The organism is Anaerococcus sp. HMSC065G05, from assembly GCF_001812365.1.
In the GTDB taxonomy this organism is placed as follows: domain Bacteria; phylum Bacillota; class Clostridia; order Tissierellales; family Peptoniphilaceae; genus Anaerococcus; species Anaerococcus vaginalis.
The window spans coordinates 135,962-154,644 of the sequence record NZ_KV808723.1 but is presented as its reverse complement, the minus strand read 5'-3'; the positions used below and the strand labels follow the sequence as shown (position 1 = coordinate 154,644).

The following is an 18,683-nucleotide window of genomic DNA, read 5'->3' as shown; positions in this document are numbered from 1 at the left end:
AATTGTGCTTTACTCATTATTTCCTCCTAATTTTTATTTAATACTTCTTCTTTTACACTTTCAGGTACTTGAGCGTAATGATCAAATTGCATTGAATATGTTGCTCTACCTTGAGTTTTACTTCTTAGATCTGTTGCATATCCAAACATTTCTGAAAGTGGTATGAAAGCATTTAATACATGAATTCCATCTTTTGGATTCATTCCATCAATCTTACCTCTTCTTGATGAAACATCTCCCATTACATCTCCTAGATATTCATCTGGTGTAGTAATTTCAACTTTTTCCATTGGCTCAAGTAAAATTGGTTTAGCTTTTGCTACTGCGTTTTTAAGAGCCATAGATCCTGCTACGTGGAAGGCAACTTCTGATGAATCTACTTCGTGGTATGAACCATCGAATACTTCAACGTGCATATCAACCATTGGATATCCACCAAGGATACCTTGAGTAGCTGCTTCTCTAACACCTTCTTCAACTGGTTTGATGTATTCTTTTGGAATTGCTCCTCCGACGATTTTGGATTCGAATGTGATTCCTGCTCCTTCTTCGCCTGGCATAATTCTAAGAACAACATCTCCGTATTGACCAGAACCACCGGATTGTCTTACAAACTTACCTTGTGCTTCTGCAGGTTGTGTAATAGATTCTCTGTATGCTACTTGTGGGTTACCAATGTTAGCTTCTACTTTGAATTCACGAAGTAATCTATCAACGATAATTTCAAGGTGTAATTCTCCCATTCCTGAAATTATTGTTTGTCCAGTTTCTTCATCTGTTTTTGTAACGAATGTTGGGTCTTCTTCTGCAAGTTTTTGAAGTCCTATTGCCATTTTATCTTGACTTGCTCTTGTTTTTGGTTCAATAGCAACTGAGATAACTGGATCTGGGAATTCCATGTTTTCAAGAATTATTTGGTCATCTTGAAGGCAGAGTGAATCTCCTGTTGTTGTATTTTTAAGTCCAAGAAGAGCTACTATATCTCCACAATAACCTGTTTCGATTTCTTCTTGTTTGTTTGAGTGCATTTGTAGGATTCTTCCTACTCTTTCTTTCTTACCTTTTGTAGCATTGTAGATGTATGAACCTGATTCAATTGTTCCTGAATAGATTCTTGCATAAATTAACTTACCTACATAAGGGTCAGTTACTACTTTAAATGCTAAGGCAGCTAAAGGTTCTTTATCTCCAGCTTTTCTTTCAAGAACTTTTTCTTCATCTTTAGGGTCAGTTCCTTGAACTGCTGGTATATCTAGTGGGCTTGGCATGTAATCAACTATGGCATCAAGAAGTGCTTGAACACCTTTATTTTTATATGCTGAACCACATAGACATGGGAAAATTTTCTTTTCAATTGTTCCCTTTCTTATAGCAGCTTTAATTTCTTCTTCAGAAACTTCTTCACCTTCTAGATATTTCATCATTATTGTATCGTCAATTTCTGATAATTCTTCTAAAAGATTTGCTCTATATTCTTCAGCTTTTTCTTTTAAATTTTCTGGAATTTCGCCTTTGATTGGGTGAGCTCCTAAGTCTTCTGTTTTATATGTTACAGATTCCATTGTTACTAGGTCAACTACACCTTCAAATTCTTGCTCAGCTCCTATAGGAATTTCTATAGGTACTGCATTTGCTTTTAATTTTTCTTTTATTGTATCTACAGACATGAAAAAGTCAGCGCCTGTAGCATCCATTTTATTTATGAAACAAAATCTTGGAATGTCATATTTGTCAGCTTGTCTCCAAACTGTTTCAGATTGTGGTTCTACACCACTTTTCGCATCAAAAAGTGCAACAGCACCATCAAGAACTCTTAGAGATCTTTCTACTTCAACTGTAAAGTCAACGTGGCCTGGTGTGTCTATGATGTTTATTCTGTGATCATTCCAGTAACATGTTGTAGCAGCAGAACCAATTGTGATTCCACGTTCTTTTTCTTGGTCCATGGAATCCATTACTGCTGTACCATCATGGGTATCACCGATTTTATATATCTTTCCTGTATAAAACAACATTCTTTCTGTTACTGTTGTTTTACCAGCATCGATATGCGCCATGATACCAATATTTCTGGTTGCTTTTAATGAGACATCTCTTGACATTGATCCCCCTAATATCTATAGTGTGCGAAAGCTTTATTAGCTTCTGCAGCTCTGTGCATTTCTTCTTTACGTTTAACGCTGGCACCAGCATTGTTTGATGCATCTAAAATTTCTTTAGATAATCTTTCTACCATAGTTTTTTCTCCACGTGCTCTTGAGAAATTAACTAACCATCTTAAACCTAAAGTTTGTCTTCTTTCTGGTCTAACTTCCATAGGTACTTGGTAGTTAGCTCCACCTATTCTTCTTGCTTTAACTTCAAGTGTTGGCATAATATTTTCTAAAGCTTGGTAGAATACTTCTAATGGATCATTTCCTGAAGTTTCTCCAACTATTTCGAAAGCATCATAAACTATTTTTGTAGCAACGCCTTTTTTACCATCAAGCATAACGTTGTTGATTAGTTTTGTTACAACTCTATCGTTATACTTTGCATCAGGCATTACCTCTCTTTTTGGTATATGTCCTTTTCTTGACACTTTGCTTCCCTCCTTTACCAATTTTAGTAATATCTTTAGTACTCGACCATAAGGCCTTAAAAACGACCTTAAAGCCGTTCGTGTGCACATATACTTTTATTTTGATCTCAGTACATTATGCACTACATCTAAATACTACTAATTATCTTTTTTAGCTCCGTATTTAGATCTACCTTGTTTTCTTCCTTCTACTCCTGCTGTATCAAGAGTACCTCTTATGATATGGTATCTAACACCTGGAAGGTCTTTTACTCTTCCTCCTCTAATTAGTACAACAGAGTGTTCTTGAAGATTGTGTCCGATTCCTGGTATATAAGAAAGAACTTCTGCACCATTAGTAAGTCTTACTCTGGCAATTTTTCTCAAAGCTGAGTTAGGCTTTTTAGGTGTAACTGTTCTTACTGAAGTACAAACTCCACGTTTTTGTGGTGATTGAGATTTGGTTTGTCTTCTTTTAAGAGTATTGAAGTTATAACCTAAAGCTGGTGTATCTGATTTTTCCTTAGTAGTTTTTCTACCTTTTCTAACAAGTTGATTAATTGTAGGCATAATGCACCTCCTTTTTTTCTAAATTTTAATCATCTTAAAAATTGGCCTTACGCCAATCCTTATTAATTTTACACTCTTAGTATATATATGTCAAGTAATTTAAAGGCTTTTAGATATTTAAATTATTTTTGATTTAATTAAATTCTTACAAATTTTTTTATAAATAGTACAATGTAATCAAAAAGAGGAAGATATGGAAAAATTTTATAAAATATTATTGCTAGATCTAGAAAAAAAGAAATATGAAATTGAATATATTGATAAAAAAAATATGAATTTTTATATGGGAGGATTTGCTCTTTCTTTGTTTTTTTTAAATAAAAACAAAAATTTTAAAAATCCTTGGATGATTTTTACATCTTCAATCATCGAATATAAAAATCCGATTTCTAAATTTATAATTATGGGAAAAAATAATTCTGGTAAAATTTTCTACAAAAATATGGGCGGAGATTTTTCTTATTTTCTTAAATCAAATTCTTATGATGGACTTGTTTTGTTAAATAAGTCTGATTTTCCTGTGGAAATTTATATTGATAAAGATAAAATTTTATTTAATGAAAATTCTAATAAAAATTATTCAAACTCTTCTACTTTTAATTATTTAAGGAAAAAATATGGAGATAATTCATCTTCTATTTATATTACAAATTCAACTATAAAAAAAGATAATTTGGCAAGACTTGTTGAAGATAAATATCGTGGTTGTTCAAAAAATCTTTCAAATCTTTTGTATGAAAAAAATGTAATTTCCATTTCAGTTAAAAAAAATAATTTAAGAAAGATAAATATCCCATCAATTTTTAAAAACAATCTCAATAGACAATGTGATGGATGTATTTTGGGTTGTTTTGATAAAAAATCTCACGAAAAAGAAAATCTTTTTTCAATTAAAAATTCTTATAATGATTACGATTTAGAAAAATTAAATAAAATAAAAACTAGACTTGATGAGTATGGAATTGATATTTATGGCTTATCAAAAAGCATAGAATTTTCATATAAATATTTAAACCATATTTACAAATTCGAAAATTTAAATATCGACCAATTGGATAATATTACAAAAAAAATCGTAAGTGATAAAAAAGATGAAATTTATAGTGATTTGGCTTGTGGTAGGAAATATTTAGAGAAGAAATATAAAATAAAATCTTTATCAGATAAAAAAAGAAAAAATATTCCTAAGGATTATCTAAAAATAATTGATTCGGCAGGAATGTGTTTGTTTGCTACAAACCCAAAAGATTTATCAAATATTGTAAATACCATAAATGAACTTTCAAATTTAAATTACAGCATTGATGATGTTAAAAATTTAATAAAAGAAATCGGAAAATTAGAAAGCAGCTTAAATTAATTTAAGCTGCTTATTTTTTAATTCTATGTGATAGTCAAAGCTATAATCGTCTAAATTATCATGACTTATTATAATTATCATCCTATCTTCTTTTTCTTTTAGCCACTTATCCAAAAATATATTTGCATCAATCCTTGATTTTTTATCCATTTGAGAAAAGGGTTCATCTAGTAGCAAGGTCTGATTTGCTTTTAACATAGTCCTTAAAAAAACTACTTTTTCTTTTTCTCCTCCTGATAAGCTGTCTATATTTTGGTCTAATAAATTTTCTATTGCAAAAAATTCCAAGTCTTTTTTTATATTTTCAATATTTTTTCCTATTATTTTAAAATTATCTCTTGGAGTTTTTTTGAAAATAAAGGGATTTTGAGCTTGATAAACTATATTTTTATCATTTTCAATACTTCCTTTTACAAAGGTATTTATTCCAATAAAAGACTTTAATAATGTCGATTTGCCCGCTCCATTTTCTCCAGTTAAAATATATTTTTTTCCATCATAGAAAGTGAAATCTTCTATGTGAAATAATAATTTTTCATAAATTTCAGCTTGTACGTTTTTTATTTTTATCATCATTTCTCCTAGAAAAAATCATTGCAAAAATAGAAATTCCAAAGGAAATTAGCATAAGAATAATTCCAAGTTTTATACTCATAGAATAGTTTCCCTTATTATTTTCAAGAACTATTGCGGATGTCAAAACCCTAGTTTTATATCTTATATTTCCTCCTACAATCATTACAGCTCCTACTTCTGATATAGCTCTACCAAATCCTGTTATAAGCGCCGAAGAAAGCGAATAGGTGCTTTCTTTTAGCAACTGCCTATACATTTTGAATTTTGAAATTCCAAGTCCTAAGCAAGTTTCTACAAATGAATTTCTAATTTCTTCTACTGCTGGATATATATTTGCACAAATTATTGGTGTTACTATGAGAATTTGGGCAATTATTATAACTTTTTGCGTATAAAGCCAAGAAAGTTTTCCAAATATTCCATTTTTTGAAAATAAAATATATACAAAAACTCCCGCTATTACTGGTGGCAAAGATGTGAAAGCATTGATAAGAATTTTTAAAATTTTTATAAATTTATTTTCATTTAATCCAAGGTAAAAGGCCAAAAAAATCGCAAAAATTCCAGATATTATCGTTGAAATTATACAAATTTTTAAGGTCAATAAAACTATGGAATAAATTTCATTCATCCTATTCTCCTAAAAAGAAAAGTTGTTGACCATATTCCTCTTTTCCGTATTCACTAATTAATTTTTTTGCCTTATCTGATAGCATCCAATCTTGGAATTTCTTAGCTACTTCTGGGTTTGTGCCTTTTACTTTGTCAGGATTTACTATAATAATTGAATAAACATTTTTAAGAGCATCTGATTGGTCAACTAAAACTTCTAAATCCAAATCATTTTCCATGGTTAAAAATGTTGATAAATCTGTTAAAGTATAGGCGTTATTTTCTGATGCAAATGTTAAGGTTGCTCCCATTCCATCTCCAAGTGAGTTGTAGTTATCTTTTTTTGATAATTCGTCAACATCAACGCCTGCTTTTTCCCAAATTTTTAATTCTTTGTTGTGAGTTCCTGACTCATCTCCTCTTGATACAAATTTTTCGCCCTTTTCATTTATTAATTTGAAGGCTTCTTCTGCATCTTTTCCTTTTATTCCTGCTGGATCACCCTTTGGTCCAACTATTACAAAGAAATTGTGCATAAAAGATTTTCTTTCAAGTCCATATCCTTCTTCAATAAATTTTTCTTCTGCATCTTTTGAGTGAACCAAAATTACATCAGCATTTCCTGCCTTTGCATCTTCGATTGCAGCTCCTGTTCCTTTTGAAACAATTTCCATGTCAAGTCCTGTGTCTTTTTTCAAATCATCTCTTAAATAATCCATTAGTCCTGAATCATTGACTGAAGTTGTTGTTGTAAGCTTTACAATTTTTTCTTCGCTTGTATTTTCGTTTGAGCTTTCCACAATTTCATTACTTGTAGAATTTACATTGGAATCTGTTTTTATTTCTTTTGTATTTTTTCCACATCCTGTTAGTCCAAATAACAAAGTAAGTGCCAATAAATGTAATTTTTTAATTTTCATATTATCCTCCTATAAAATATTTCCACTATCTTTAGTATTATACCCACCTAAATCTTCCATTTTATTTTTGAATTCATCTGATTTTAAAACTTCAACCAAGTCCTTGATAGATTCAAGTTTTAAATTTTCTTTTTTTATTATAAATTGATATTCTTCATCTTTTAGGTAAATAAAATCTATATCCATTTTTATGGCTGCCGATTCAACTCCAATTGAAAAATCACAATCTCCATTTTTTACTGCAAGGGCAGCTGACAAGTGAGTAGTCACCTCGTTATCGTAGCCATTTATGATTTCTGGATCAATATTTTTCTTTTTTAACAAATAGTCAAACAGCAAACGAGTCCCTGCTCCTCTTTGCCTGTTGACCATTTTTTTATCAAGAAGATCTTCAATTTTTTTTATTTTTAATGGATTATTTTTTTGAACAAATATCCCCTGCCTACGACCAACCACATTTATTTTTGAAACTTCGTCTTTTTCAAAAAATAAGTCAATGGCCTCATTATTATAAGTTCCATTTTGATCAAGTAAATGTGATGGAGCAAGCATACAATCGCCTTGGCTTAGGGCCTTAAGACCTGCCAAAGAACCAACGTGAGATGAGGAAATTCTTGTAAGCTTATTATCTTTTGCAAATAAATCATTTAAAATATCCAAAACTATATCATGAGATCCAATTGAAACTATCCTGTTTTCAAAAACTTTTTTTGGAATTGGCCTATGAAGAGTGACTTCTACCAAATCTCCCCTATTATAGCCTTCAATATTTCTATCAATAATTAAATAGCCGTCTGATTCTGATAAAGAAAAAAGGGATCCAGCCTTCCTATCAAGAGGTGTTACAATAATTTCTCCATCAACTAAGCCAATTTTAACCCTAATGTATTCCCTGTTTTTTAATGAAGAAATAACAGGTTTGGTAAGTTTTGCCTTAATTTTTATTTTATCATCTGAAATAATTCTCATTTTTTTAAGAAGAGTAGGAAGAACAATTTTATCAAAAACTATGTGAGTTGAAACGGGATAGCCTGGAAGTCCTACAAAGGGAGTTTGGGAAATTTTCCCAAGAATTGCAGGCTTTCCTGGTTTTATTGAAAGTCCGTGGACAAAAACTTCTCCAATTTCTTCCACAATTTCTCTTGTATAATCCTTGCTTCCCGCTGAAGTTCCTGCAATTAATGTTACAAAATCACTTTCTTTTTGAGCCTTTTCTAGAGCCTTTTTAATTTGTGCTTTTTCATCTTTTACAATGGGATAAATTATTGTTTCAAAGCCACACTCTTTTGCCATAGATTTTAACATTGAAGAATTTGATTCGATAATTTTTCCTTTAACCAAGTCTTCTTTGTTATCAATTATTTCGTTTCCAGATGGAATAATTCCAATTACTGGCTTTTTTAAAACTTCAACTTCATTTATTCCTGCAGAAATTAAAACTGAAAGATCAACCGACCTAAATTTGTGGTAAGATGTAAAAATTAAATCTTTTTCGATTACATCTTCTCCTTGAATTCTTATATTTTCCCAAGCATTTACAGGTTTTAAAATTACAATTCCATCTTCTTGAATTTCCACATCTTCTATCATTATTACTGCATCATAAGGTTTTATTAAGGCGGAACCCGTATTGCAATAAATAAAATCTTCATTTTTTAAAAACAAGGGTTTATTTTCTCTTGCAAGTATTGTCATCTCACTTTTTACCATTACCCCATCCATAGCTGATGAATGGTAGGCTGGAGATGAATATTTTGCAAAAATTGCATTTTTTGAAACTCTTCCAAAGGCATCCTTAGAATCTATTATTTCACTTTTTTCATCTGCATAAAATTCCCCAATATTTTCGTGGAAAATCTCTATTGCCTCTTCTAATTCTTTTGTATCTAAATAAATATTTCTCATCTAATAAGATTCACCCACACTTTTTCATTTTCTTTTATTCCTTCAACGTACTCATCAATCACAATATAACCCTTGGCTTTTTTTAGTAGGGAAATATTGTTGGAAAATCCAAAAATAGGACTTGCCACAAGCTCGTCTCCTTCTTTTTTAATTTCTACAAGACAAATCATGGTTTTTGCTGAAGTATTTGCAATATTTCTTTTAATTTTGCATTTTATTTTTAAATTTTCATCAATTTTAAAATATTTTTCATAGGCTTTTTCAAAAATCGTCCTAAAAACTGCATAGGCACTAATGGGATTTCCAGGAAGTCCCAAAATCATTGTATTGTTGTTTTGACTTAAACTTGTCGGCTTTCCAGGTTTTATGGAAATTCCGTGATAAATCATTCCAGGATTTAACTTTTTTGAAATTTCTGGAACAAAATCCTTGTTTCCCTTTGATGATGAACCAGAAATTATTATCAAATCCAAATCTTCTTCAAGCTCTTTTTTTATAAGATCTTTATCATCTTGTAAATGTTTCATAGAAAGAACATCAATCCCCATGTTTTTCAACATTGAATAAAGCATGTAAGAATTAATATCTCTTGATTTCCCTGGCACAAGTTTTGCATTTACTGGAATAATTTCATCTCCTGTTGATAAAATTTTGCATTTTAATTTCTCATAAACTTCAATTTTTTCATAGCCCAAGCTTGCAGCCATGGCTATAGTTTCAGGATCTATGATTTTTCCTTCTTTTTCGTAAATATCTCCAATTTTTGAATCATCGCCAATATCTATAATATTTTCCATAAAAACCACAGGCTTACTGATTGAAATTAATTTTTTTGACAAAATTTCTGTATATTCTATGGGTAAAACCGCATCTGCTCCTTCTGGAACCATACCACCAGTATAAATTTTTGAGGCCTCACCTCTTTTTAATTTTTTTTGGGGAATATGGCCCATTTGGATTTCTTCAACAACTTTTAACATTGAAGGAATAGAATCAGTCGCTCCTAGGCTATCCTTATAATTTATGGCATAACCGTCCATTGTACTTTTCTTAAAACATGGCAAATCATCTTTTGAAATCAAGTCCTTAGCCAAAATATAGCCCAAAGAATGGCAAGTTTTCATTTGGATTTTTTTCTTATATCCAATTTTTTCCATCAAAGAAACTTGTAAGTCAATCGCCTCATCAATTTTTACAACATCTAATAAATCCATACCAACCTCATATTATCGAAAGATTTTCATTTTTTTTATAAATGTTAAATCTCTCGCCTCTTGCAAAACCTATCAAATTTATATTTTTCTCCATTGCCAAATCAACTGCAAAACTTGTTGGGCATGACTGGGAAATAAGAAGGTTAAAACCTATATTTGAAATTTTTTCCAAAATTATTTCACTAATCCTACAAGATGTAAAAATAAATTTATCAGATAGGTCAAGATCATTTTTTAAAATATAGCCAATTAATTTATCAACGGCATTACTTCTTGAAACATCTTCTTCAAATTTTATAATCTCATAATTTTTTACAAGGGCACAAGAATGAGCTCCTCCAGTTCTTTTAAAAATCTCAGACTCATTTTGAAATCTTTTGGAAAATTCAAAAAGTTTTTCCCTATCAATTGTTTGATTTTTAATCTCACTTATCTTATTTTTAGATTTTTCTTTATCTAAATCAACATAGGCTTTGTTCTCTTCTATTTTTAAATTTTTAATGTCACTCATTGAATTAATAATATTTTCGCTATAAAGATGACCTATGACAAGATTTTCTATTTCAACTGGAGTGCATGTTAGTCTTGTAAATTTTTCCCCATTTACATAAATTTCTAAAGGATATTCAACAATTACCTCATCCATCAAGTTTAGGTCCTTGACCTTTCCAATTTTTTCAATTTGGTATTTTTTAACTGAATTCATTTTTACTCTCTTCTATAAATTTTTTCCAATCATCAGGATAATTTAAATTTCTAAAAATTTTCTCTACATTTTTAATATCTTTTATTTCCTCTTTTTTTATCACAGTGGGAGAAATTTCTCTTAAAAATCCATTCAAACTGCGTCCGCCCTTTTTTATATATTTTTCCAAATCTTTTGCCAATTCTTTTTTATAAAGGGCAAAAAATGGCTCAAAATATTTTTCATTTTTGTAGGCCAAAATTTTTTCATAGGATTTTTCCTTCAAAAAATCAATGTAAGCTTGATTAAAATAAGGCATGTCGCAGGCAATTAGAAAATTATCCTCATTTTTTGCATAAATAAGGCCACTATACAATCCTGCACAGGGGCCAATATTTTTTATTATATCTTCTTTTATTAGTATATCATTTTTATAATTTTTATACCTATTTTCAAAAAAGTCTTTTTCATTTGACAAAATAATGATTTGATCAAAATTTTTTGCCAAGTTTTCTATAATGGTGTCAATCAAATAGACACCATTATAGGATAACTTTTGTTTATTAACTCCCATCCTTGTACTTTTTCCTCCGCAAAGAAGGAGAGCCGTCATTTTTTTATTTCCCATCAGCCACCCCAGCTAATGTTCATATATTGGTCCATCAACTTATCATATTCTTTTTTGAAAATATTTGCGTGTTCATCTTCCCAACTAGAAAAATTCTCCAAAATTTCTTTTAATTCTCCATCATCAACTTTTTTTGCCATAGATTTATAATAATCCCTAAAATCTTCTTCGATAAGATATGCCATTCTTAAAACATTCATATCAGGAATCATGGATTGTTCCAAATTTTGGTCCAAATTTTCACTTTCTTTTCTTTGGTCAAAAAATTCTTCCGCATTGTCTTTTGGCAAAGTCAAATCTTTTTCATCAACATCTTCTCCTTTGTATTTGGAAAGAAGATTTTTTAGATATTCATAATGACCCCACTCAATTTTTGATAATTTTTTAAAAACTGCTTGGGTTTGTAGATTTTGACTTTTTTCTGCATTATCTTTATAAAAATTGTGCCCATAAAGTTCCATTTCCATGGCAAGGCTAATTATTTTTATTGGATCATACATAAGATCCCCTTTCTATTTTTTCAATCATAACACTTGCAACTTTAAGCTCAGGAATTTTTGCAATTGGATCAAGGGTTGGATTTGTAAGCCTATTTGCTGGTCCATCAACATAATGGAAAGGCATAAATACAACTCCTGGATTTATTTTTTCCGTCACTTTCGCATAAGATTCTACACTTCCACGTCTTGATGAAACTTTAATTTTTTCACCATTTTTTATATTATAAATTTTTGCAGTTTGTGGGGAAATTTCTATATAAGATTTTCCTGCAATTTCACTTAATCCTTCAATTTTTCCTGTCATAGTTCTTGTATGATATTGGTAAAGCATTCTTCCAGTTGTAAGAATCAATGGATATTTTTCATCTGGAAGTTCCTTGCTTTCTTCATAATCTATTGGTACAAAAAGTCCCTTGCCCCTTGCCATTGTATTTTTGTGTAAATATTTTGTTCCAGGGTGGTCTTTGTTTGTGCAAGGCCATTGAAGAGATTCTTTTCTAAGTCTTTTGTAAGAAATTCCACCGTATGAAGGAGTACATCCTGCAATTTCATCCATAATTTCACTAGGATCTGCATAGTATTCTTCATATCCCAAAAGTGTAGAAATTTCCATCAAAATTTGCCAGTCAGCTTTGGAATCTCCAATTGGATCAATTGCCTTATTGATTCTTTGAATTCTTCTTTCTGTATTGGTAAAAGTTCCGTCTTTTTCTGCAAATGATGCTGCTGGTAAAACTACATCAGCAAATTCTGCAGTTTCAGATAAGAAAATATCTTGAACAAGTAGAAAATCTAATTTTTTCAAGGCTTCTCTTATATGATTTTGGTCAGGATCTGAAATCATAGGATTTTCTCCCATTATATATAAAAATGAAAGATCTCCTTTGTTTGCTGCATCCATCATCTCTGTAATTGTTAGGCCTTTTTTATCTGGAAGATCTCTTTTCCAAAATTCTCCCATTCTCTCTCTTACAGGATCGATAAATACTTTTTGATATCCTGTATAATCTGTAGGAAGTGCTCCCATATCACAAGCACCTTGAACGTTATTTTGTCCTCTTAAAGGATTTATTCCTGTAGATTCAAAACCAACATTTCCTGTAAGCATTTGTAGATTTGAAGTTGATCTTACACCATTTGTTCCTGATGAATGTTGGGTTATTCCCATTGAATAATATAAAGCACCTTTGTTTGCTTTTGCATACATTCTTGCAGCTTTTATAAGATCATCTTTGTTTATATGGCAAATTTTTGCAACAAGGTCTGGTGTATATTTTTCTACAGTTTTTCTAAATTCTTCAAAGCCCTCGCATCTTTCATTTATATAATCCATATCATGAAGATTTTCTTTTAAAATTATATGCATAAGACCGTTTAAAACTGCAATATTAGTTCCAGGTTTTATTTGTAAATAAATATCTGCATAATCTGCAAGTTCAATTTCCCTAGGATCTATAACTATAAGTTTTGCGCCTTCTTTTACTCTTTTTTTGATTTTGGTCCCAATAACTGGGTGGTTTTCTGTTGTATTTGTTCCAATTATTATAAAGGCATCAGTTCCTTCAATTTCTGAAATACTGTTTGTCATCGCTCCACTTCCAAGAGTATTTGCAAGACCTGCTACGGTTGATGCGTGGCAAAGACGAGCACAGTGGTCTACATTATTTGTTTTAAAAACCGTCCTTACAAATTTTTGGAATAAATAATTTTCCTCGTTTGTACATCTTGCTGAAGAAAATCCTCCAAATCCATCTGGACCTTTTTTCTCCATTGTTTCATCATATTTTTCTTTTATTAATCTGTAGGCTTCTTGCCAAGATGCTTCAACTAATTTTCCCTTTTTTCTAATAAGAGGTTTTGTAAGTCTATCAGGATGGTTTACAAATTTGTGGGCAAATTTTCCCTTTACACACAAAAGCCCATCATTTGGAATTGTATTAATTGGTTCAACTTCAACAATCCTATTTCCTTTTATAAGTAAATTTATTTGGCAACCTACACCACAATATGAACAAGTTGTTTGAACTTTACGAGTTTCCCAATACCTAAACTTATCTTCTGCGTATTTTTTCTTAGGATTTAAGGCTCCAACTGGACAAGCTGAAACACAATTTCCACAAGAAACACAATCTGAAAAACCAAGTCCCTTATCCATAGGGGTTCCAATATATGTATCAAATCCTCTGTCGACAAAACTTATGGCATGGCTATTTTGGAGATTATTGCACACACTTACACAAATCCCACATTTTATACACTTATTAGGATCGTAAGAATAAAATTTATTTGAAAAATCAATTGGTAAATCTTTTATCTCTCTTTTAAAAGATCCCTCACTTATTCCATACTCATAGCAATAATTTTGTAATTTACATTTTCCAGACTTATCACAAGATAGGCAATCATTTGGATGGTTTGAAAATAATAAATCCAAAATTTCTCTTCTCATTTTCATTATTTTTTCACTGTGAGTATAAATTTTCACCCCATCTTTTAATTTTTGTAAACAAGCCGTAACTGGAGTTTTATATCCTTCGATTTCAACAATACAAAGTCTACAAGCTCCATTTGGCAAAAGTCTTTCATCCTTACAAAGGGTCGGAATTTCTATGCCAATTTCCTTACAAAATTCAAGAATAGTCTTAGGAGTATCAAGATTATATTCAAAATCATTAATTATGACTTTCATATTATTCTCCTTTATCTTCTATTTTTTCAATTTTTTTATAAACATTATTTAAACCTGTGACAGTCATCCAATTAGTTTCTTTAAACTCTCCAGCCCCTTTCATGTAAGGTTTATCTGGATTATCCAAAAACATCAACTCTGTCATCATTCTTCCCTTTAAGCAAAGAGGTCTTCCAGAACCAGTTTTTTTTGCAGTAACTGCAAGATTTTTGCCATCTTTTGAATGAAGATTAAAGTCACATCCATAATCGCAAACCTTGCACTTAACTTCTTTGGTTTCTCCTTCAAAGTTTCTAATTTTTCCCATAAGCCTTCTATCAACCAAGGCCCCAACAGGACAAATTGAAACGCACCTGTTACATGAAACGCAATAGGAATGAGCAAAATCTTCTCCCAAATCGCAAGCTATATAAGAATCATAGCCCCTGTCGGCAAAAGATAAAATTGCCCTTTCTTCAACTTGCCTACAAATTTGTACGCATTTTCCACAAAGAATGCATTTTGAATTGTCTTTATAAATATAAGGGCTTGATAAATCATATTTTTCTTCTCTTTTTGCCCCATCATGGTCTCTGAATTTTACATCATATTCGTAGGCATATTTTTGTAGAAGACAAGTTCCAGCTTTTTGACAAGTTAGACAGTCATTTGGATGAGAGTCTAGTAAAAGTTGCAAAATATTTCTTCTTTTTTCTCTTAAATCATCAGTTTGAGTTTTTACTTCCATCCCATCACTTGCCCTTGCTGAACAAGAAGTTTCAATTTTACTTCTACCATTTTTTGTAATTTCAACTATACAAAGTCTACATCCACCAAAGGCATCAAGACTTGGATCATAGCAAATCGCAGGAATTTCTATCCCATTTTCTCTTGCTATATCCAAAACAAACCTATCTTTTTGAGTTTTTATTTCTTTTCCATCAATTTTTATTGTAATATCTGTCATAAGATCATCCCTTTACTACAGCTTTTGGTTTTATTGGACAAACATTATAGCAAGTTCCACACTTAATACATTTTTCTTGATCAATTATGTATTTTTCTTTAGCTTTTCCACTAATACAACCAACAGGACAATTTCTCTTACAAGTTCCACATCCTATACAATTATCTTCGATTTTATAAGATAATAATGCATTACAAGATCCAGCTGGACAGTGTTTATTTTCAATATGGTCTATGTATTCGTCTTTATAATATTTTAAGGTAGAAATTACTGGAAAGGCTGCTGATTTTCCCAAACCACAAAGAGAAGCCTCTGTTACCAATTCGCTTAACTCTTCAAGCCTATCAATATCTTCCATTTTTCCCTTTCCTGCTACAATTCTTTCAAGAATTTCCAAAATTCTCTTTGTACCTTCCCTACAAGGAACGCATTTTCCACAGGATTCATCACAAGTAAAGTCGAGGAAAAATCTTGCTATGTCAACCATACAAGTATTTTCATCCATAACTACCATTCCACCTGAACCCATAATAGAATTTAATTCTTTTAGGGTTTCATAATCTACAGATGAATCCAAATATTTTGCAGGAATACATCCACCAGATGGTCCACCTGTTTGAACAGCTTTTAATTCTTTGTCGCCTTCAATTCCTCCGCCCAAATCATAAATAATTTCTCTTAAAGTTGTTCCCATAGGAACTTCGATCAATCCACTGTTTTTTACATCTCCAACCAAGGAGAAAACTTTGGTTCCAGGAGATTTTTCCGTACCAATGCTTCTGTACCAATCAGCACCATTTATAATAATTTGAGCAACATTTGCCAAAGTTTCTACATTATTTATAACTGTAGGTTTTTGCCACAAGCCCCTAAAAGCTGTACGGTGGATTTTAACTCTTGGCATCCCTCTTTTGCCTTCAATTGATTCCATCAAAGCTGTAGATTCTCCACAAACAAAAGCACCTGAACCTAGCCTTAATTCAATTGTAAAATTAAAACCAGAATCCATTATATTTTTTCCTAGAAAACCTTTTTCTTCAGCATCTTTTATAGCATATTTTAAACTTTCAACAGCCTTTGGATACTCAGCCCTTACATAAATAAATCCTTCATCACTTCCAATTGCATAACCTGCAATAGCCATTGCCTCAAGAACTGAATGTGGGTCATTTTCAAGAATTGACCTATCCATATAAGCACCTGGGTCTCCCTCATCGGCGTTACAAATTATATATTTTTTATCCACATCATAATCAAATGCAGTTTGCCATTTTTTCCCAGTAGGAAAACCAGCTCCTCCTCTTCCACGAAGCATTGAATTTGAAATAGTTTCAATAATTTCTTTCCTATCCATTTTTGATAGGGCCTTATGTAGGGCAAAATATCCGCCCCTTGCTATGTACTCATCGATATTTCTTGGATTAATAACCCCACAATTTCTAAGGGCAATTTTCACCTGAATATCATCAGTTTTTTCAAGTTTTTCCGGGTGAGAAACTTGTGTATTTTCTTTTATTTTTTCAAGATATTCCAAATTTAACATAATTCACCTACTTATTTTCTTCCAAAACTTTAGAAACATCATCTTTTGTAAAATGTTCTACTTGCTCACCATTTATTTCAACTACAGGTGCTGCTCCACAATTTCCAAGACACCTTGTCTCTGAAATAGAAAATTTTCCATCAGGAGTGGTCTCGCCTTTTTTTATACCAAGTCTTTGTTCAAATTCATTTAAAATGTCAGCAGCCCCTTTTACATAACAAGCTGTTCCAAGACAAATATGTATATCAGTTTTTCCCTTTGGTATAAAAGTAAATTGTGAATAAAAAGTTGCGACCCCATAAACTTCTGCTAGGGGAATATTTAATTTATTTGAAATAAGTTCCATCATTTCATCTGGAAGATAGCCAAAAATACTTTGAGCCTCTTGTAAAATTGGCATCAAAGGACCTTTTCTATCCTTGTTTTTTTCTATAAATTTTTTAAATTCATTAATTTTTTCTCTATTTTCTTCTTTATCAAAAACAAAATTTCCTTTTATAGTTTTCATATTTAATCCTCTTTTTTTCTCAATGATAACCAATAAGCTAAACCTACAAAAATTCCTCCACCAACAATATTTCCTAAAGTTACTGGAATTAAATTATGGATGAAAAATCCTGACCAAGTAAGTGAGATAAGTCCATCACCAAGTCCGCTTGCAGCCGCATAAGCTGGAACTGATTTTGCAAAAATTCCTGCTGGAATATAGTACATATTTGCAATACTATGTTCAAATCCAGAAAGAACAAACAACATTACTGGGAAAAATGCACAAAGCATCTTGCCAACTTGACTATCAGATCCAAAAGACATCCAAACAGCCAAACAAACTAGCCAGTTACAAAAAATACCAAGGATAAAAGCCTCAGAAAATCCAAGATTTACCTTAGAATTTGCAATTAAAATTGTTCTTGCCCCAAGCATAGAATCGCATGCTTCCCATTGACCTGATTTTAACATTAAAAATGCTACGAAAACTGATCCAATAAAATTGCCCAAATAAACAATGCCCCAAGCTCTCAATAGCTCTTTTATATTGATTTTTTTATCATATACAGAAATAAGCATCAAATTATTTCCAGTAAAAAGCTCAGCTCCTGCAATAAGAACAAAAATTAAACCTGGAGTAAAGCACAAACCTTGTACTAATTTTCCAAGACCCAAAGTATCTTTATTTGCTAGCAAATTAAAAGATGCAAAACTTGATCCTGCTGCTGCAAAAGCGATAAAAGCTCCCGCCAAAAATGAAAGGATAAAAAGTCTTTTTGTGTTCGCCCTAGCCTTTTTTACATAAGCATCACTGACCTTGTCCAAAATCTCATCTGGTCCTAAAATATTTGCCATAGCTCCTCCTTTTTATTTAAAATCATATAGACATATTTTTATATATTAAAGCTATACTTAATTAAATTTTAAATCTTTTTAATAATTATGTCAATCGATTTCACTAAATATTTATACATGTTTTAATTTTAACAATTATTTTATATTTATAACTAAGAAATCTTTTTCCTGAAATGTGTTTTTATTTATTCTATCTTAATTTTTTTTAAAATAAAAAGTGACTCTTTCTAAATTATTTATTATAAATTTGCAAGAGTCACTTAAAAATTAATTTGTATATTTCCAATAAATCCCCTATAATGAATTTATTGGAAAGGAGAATTTTATGAATTCTAAAGAAAATTACAGACAATATATTCATGCTCTTCCTTGTGCTGCAAGTTTAGTTTTGCTTATTCAATATTTGGCTTTTTTTTACATTTATAAAAACAGTCAACAAGAATCTTTGACAAGATCATTAATTTATTCCCTAGGATTTTTGATTTTTTCCATATTTCTAGCAAAAGTCCAAAAAGTTAATTTTGATTTAAAAAATATAAAATACAAAAAACTAACTATAATTTTATTATTGGTATTTATAGTTTTAAATTTAATAAACACAATATAAAAGAGCCAGCTTATGCTGGCTCTT

18 protein-coding genes are annotated in these 18,683 nt (G+C 30.9%); 2 read left to right on the top strand and 16 right to left on the bottom strand.

Annotated elements, in window-relative coordinates; all coding sequences use genetic code 11:
• Positions 1 to 26: 26 nt before the first annotated feature.
• From fusA to rpsL, 3 genes are all read right to left on the bottom strand, one after another.
• On the bottom strand, positions 27 to 2,102 hold the full coding sequence (gene fusA / locus HMPREF2852_RS08100; protein WP_070607493.1) for an elongation factor G: 2,076 nt from the start codon (positions 2,100 to 2,102) through the stop codon (positions 27 to 29).
• An 8-nt stretch (positions 2,103 to 2,110) separates the two neighbouring features.
• The gene (rpsG, locus tag HMPREF2852_RS08095; protein ID WP_004818603.1) at positions 2,111 to 2,581 is read right to left on the bottom strand and encodes a 30S ribosomal protein S7; all 471 of its coding nucleotides are present in this window, start codon (positions 2,579 to 2,581) and stop codon (positions 2,111 to 2,113) included.
• 138 nt (positions 2,582 to 2,719) lie between these two features.
• Complete coding sequence (rpsL, locus tag HMPREF2852_RS08090; protein WP_004838162.1) at positions 2,720 to 3,130, bottom strand: 30S ribosomal protein S12; 411 nt, start codon at positions 3,128 to 3,130, stop codon at positions 2,720 to 2,722.
• Positions 3,131 to 3,323: 193 nt separating this feature from the next.
• Between rpsL and HMPREF2852_RS08085 the strand changes: the two genes are divergently transcribed.
• The gene (locus HMPREF2852_RS08085) at positions 3,324 to 4,490 is read left to right on the top strand and encodes an aldehyde ferredoxin oxidoreductase N-terminal domain-containing protein (RefSeq protein WP_083306984.1); all 1,167 of its coding nucleotides are present in this window, start codon (positions 3,324 to 3,326) and stop codon (positions 4,488 to 4,490) included.
• Here HMPREF2852_RS08085 and HMPREF2852_RS08080 read toward each other — a convergent pair.
• From HMPREF2852_RS08080 to HMPREF2852_RS08020, 13 genes are read right to left on the bottom strand one after another with little or no spacing between them, the layout of a single operon-like run.
• On the bottom strand, positions 4,482 to 5,063 hold the full coding sequence (locus HMPREF2852_RS08080; RefSeq protein WP_257244390.1) for an ATP-binding cassette domain-containing protein: 582 nt from the start codon (positions 5,061 to 5,063) through the stop codon (positions 4,482 to 4,484). The two genes, HMPREF2852_RS08085 and HMPREF2852_RS08080, sit on opposite strands and share 9 nt — an antisense overlap.
• On the bottom strand, positions 5,035 to 5,697 hold the full coding sequence (locus HMPREF2852_RS08075; protein WP_070607485.1) for an ABC transporter permease: 663 nt from the start codon (positions 5,695 to 5,697) through the stop codon (positions 5,035 to 5,037). The genes HMPREF2852_RS08080 and HMPREF2852_RS08075 overlap by 29 nt, the downstream gene beginning before the upstream one ends.
• A gap of 1 nt (position 5,698) precedes the next feature.
• On the bottom strand, positions 5,699 to 6,598 hold the full coding sequence (locus HMPREF2852_RS08070; protein WP_070607482.1) for an ABC transporter substrate-binding protein: 900 nt from the start codon (positions 6,596 to 6,598) through the stop codon (positions 5,699 to 5,701).
• A gap of 9 nt (positions 6,599 to 6,607) precedes the next feature.
• Positions 6,608 to 8,503 carry a molybdopterin biosynthesis protein gene (locus HMPREF2852_RS08065; RefSeq protein ID WP_070607479.1) on the bottom strand — a complete coding sequence of 632 codons (1,896 nt, stop codon included), beginning with the start codon at positions 8,501 to 8,503 and terminating at the stop codon, positions 6,608 to 6,610.
• Positions 8,500 to 9,717: a molybdopterin molybdotransferase MoeA gene (locus HMPREF2852_RS08060; RefSeq protein ID WP_070607476.1), complete on the bottom strand. Its 1,218-nt coding sequence runs from the start codon at positions 9,715 to 9,717 to the stop codon at positions 8,500 to 8,502. Before HMPREF2852_RS08060 ends, HMPREF2852_RS08065 begins: the two co-directional genes overlap by 4 nt.
• A 7-nt stretch (positions 9,718 to 9,724) precedes the next feature.
• On the bottom strand, positions 9,725 to 10,423 hold the full coding sequence (locus HMPREF2852_RS08055; RefSeq protein ID WP_070607473.1) for a formate dehydrogenase accessory sulfurtransferase FdhD: 699 nt from the start codon (positions 10,421 to 10,423) through the stop codon (positions 9,725 to 9,727).
• The gene (locus tag HMPREF2852_RS08050) at positions 10,410 to 11,030 is read right to left on the bottom strand and encodes a molybdenum cofactor guanylyltransferase (protein WP_070607470.1); all 621 of its coding nucleotides are present in this window, start codon (positions 11,028 to 11,030) and stop codon (positions 10,410 to 10,412) included. Before HMPREF2852_RS08050 ends, HMPREF2852_RS08055 begins: the two co-directional genes overlap by 14 nt.
• Positions 11,030 to 11,530, bottom strand: coding sequence for a ferritin family protein (locus HMPREF2852_RS08045; protein ID WP_070607467.1), 501 nt, complete (start codon positions 11,528 to 11,530; stop codon positions 11,030 to 11,032). The genes HMPREF2852_RS08050 and HMPREF2852_RS08045 overlap by 1 nt, the downstream gene beginning before the upstream one ends.
• Positions 11,523 to 14,219, bottom strand: coding sequence for a formate dehydrogenase subunit alpha (gene fdhF / locus HMPREF2852_RS08040; protein ID WP_070607464.1), 2,697 nt, complete (start codon positions 14,217 to 14,219; stop codon positions 11,523 to 11,525). Before fdhF ends, HMPREF2852_RS08045 begins: the two co-directional genes overlap by 8 nt.
• Before the next feature lies 1 nt (position 14,220).
• A complete protein-coding gene (locus HMPREF2852_RS08035; RefSeq protein ID WP_070607461.1) occupies positions 14,221 to 15,165 on the bottom strand; it encodes a 2Fe-2S iron-sulfur cluster-binding protein in 945 nt (314 codons plus the stop codon).
• Positions 15,166 to 15,169: 4 nt separating this feature from the next.
• Positions 15,170 to 16,708, bottom strand: a complete 1,539-nt coding sequence (locus tag HMPREF2852_RS08030; protein WP_070607458.1) for an NADH-ubiquinone oxidoreductase-F iron-sulfur binding region domain-containing protein — start codon at positions 16,706 to 16,708, stop codon at positions 15,170 to 15,172.
• A 7-nt stretch (positions 16,709 to 16,715) separates the two neighbouring features.
• Positions 16,716 to 17,216, bottom strand: coding sequence for an NADH-quinone oxidoreductase subunit NuoE (gene nuoE, locus HMPREF2852_RS08025; RefSeq protein WP_070607456.1), 501 nt, complete (start codon positions 17,214 to 17,216; stop codon positions 16,716 to 16,718).
• A gap of 2 nt (positions 17,217 to 17,218) precedes the next feature.
• Complete coding sequence (locus HMPREF2852_RS08020; RefSeq protein ID WP_070607453.1) at positions 17,219 to 18,052, bottom strand: formate/nitrite transporter family protein; 834 nt, start codon at positions 18,050 to 18,052, stop codon at positions 17,219 to 17,221.
• Positions 18,053 to 18,377: 325 nt separating this feature from the next.
• On the opposite strand from HMPREF2852_RS08020, the gene HMPREF2852_RS08015 reads away from it, so the two are divergent.
• On the top strand, positions 18,378 to 18,659 hold the full coding sequence (locus HMPREF2852_RS08015; RefSeq protein ID WP_070607450.1) for a hypothetical protein: 282 nt from the start codon (positions 18,378 to 18,380) through the stop codon (positions 18,657 to 18,659).
• Positions 18,660 to 18,683: the final 24 nt, after the last annotated feature.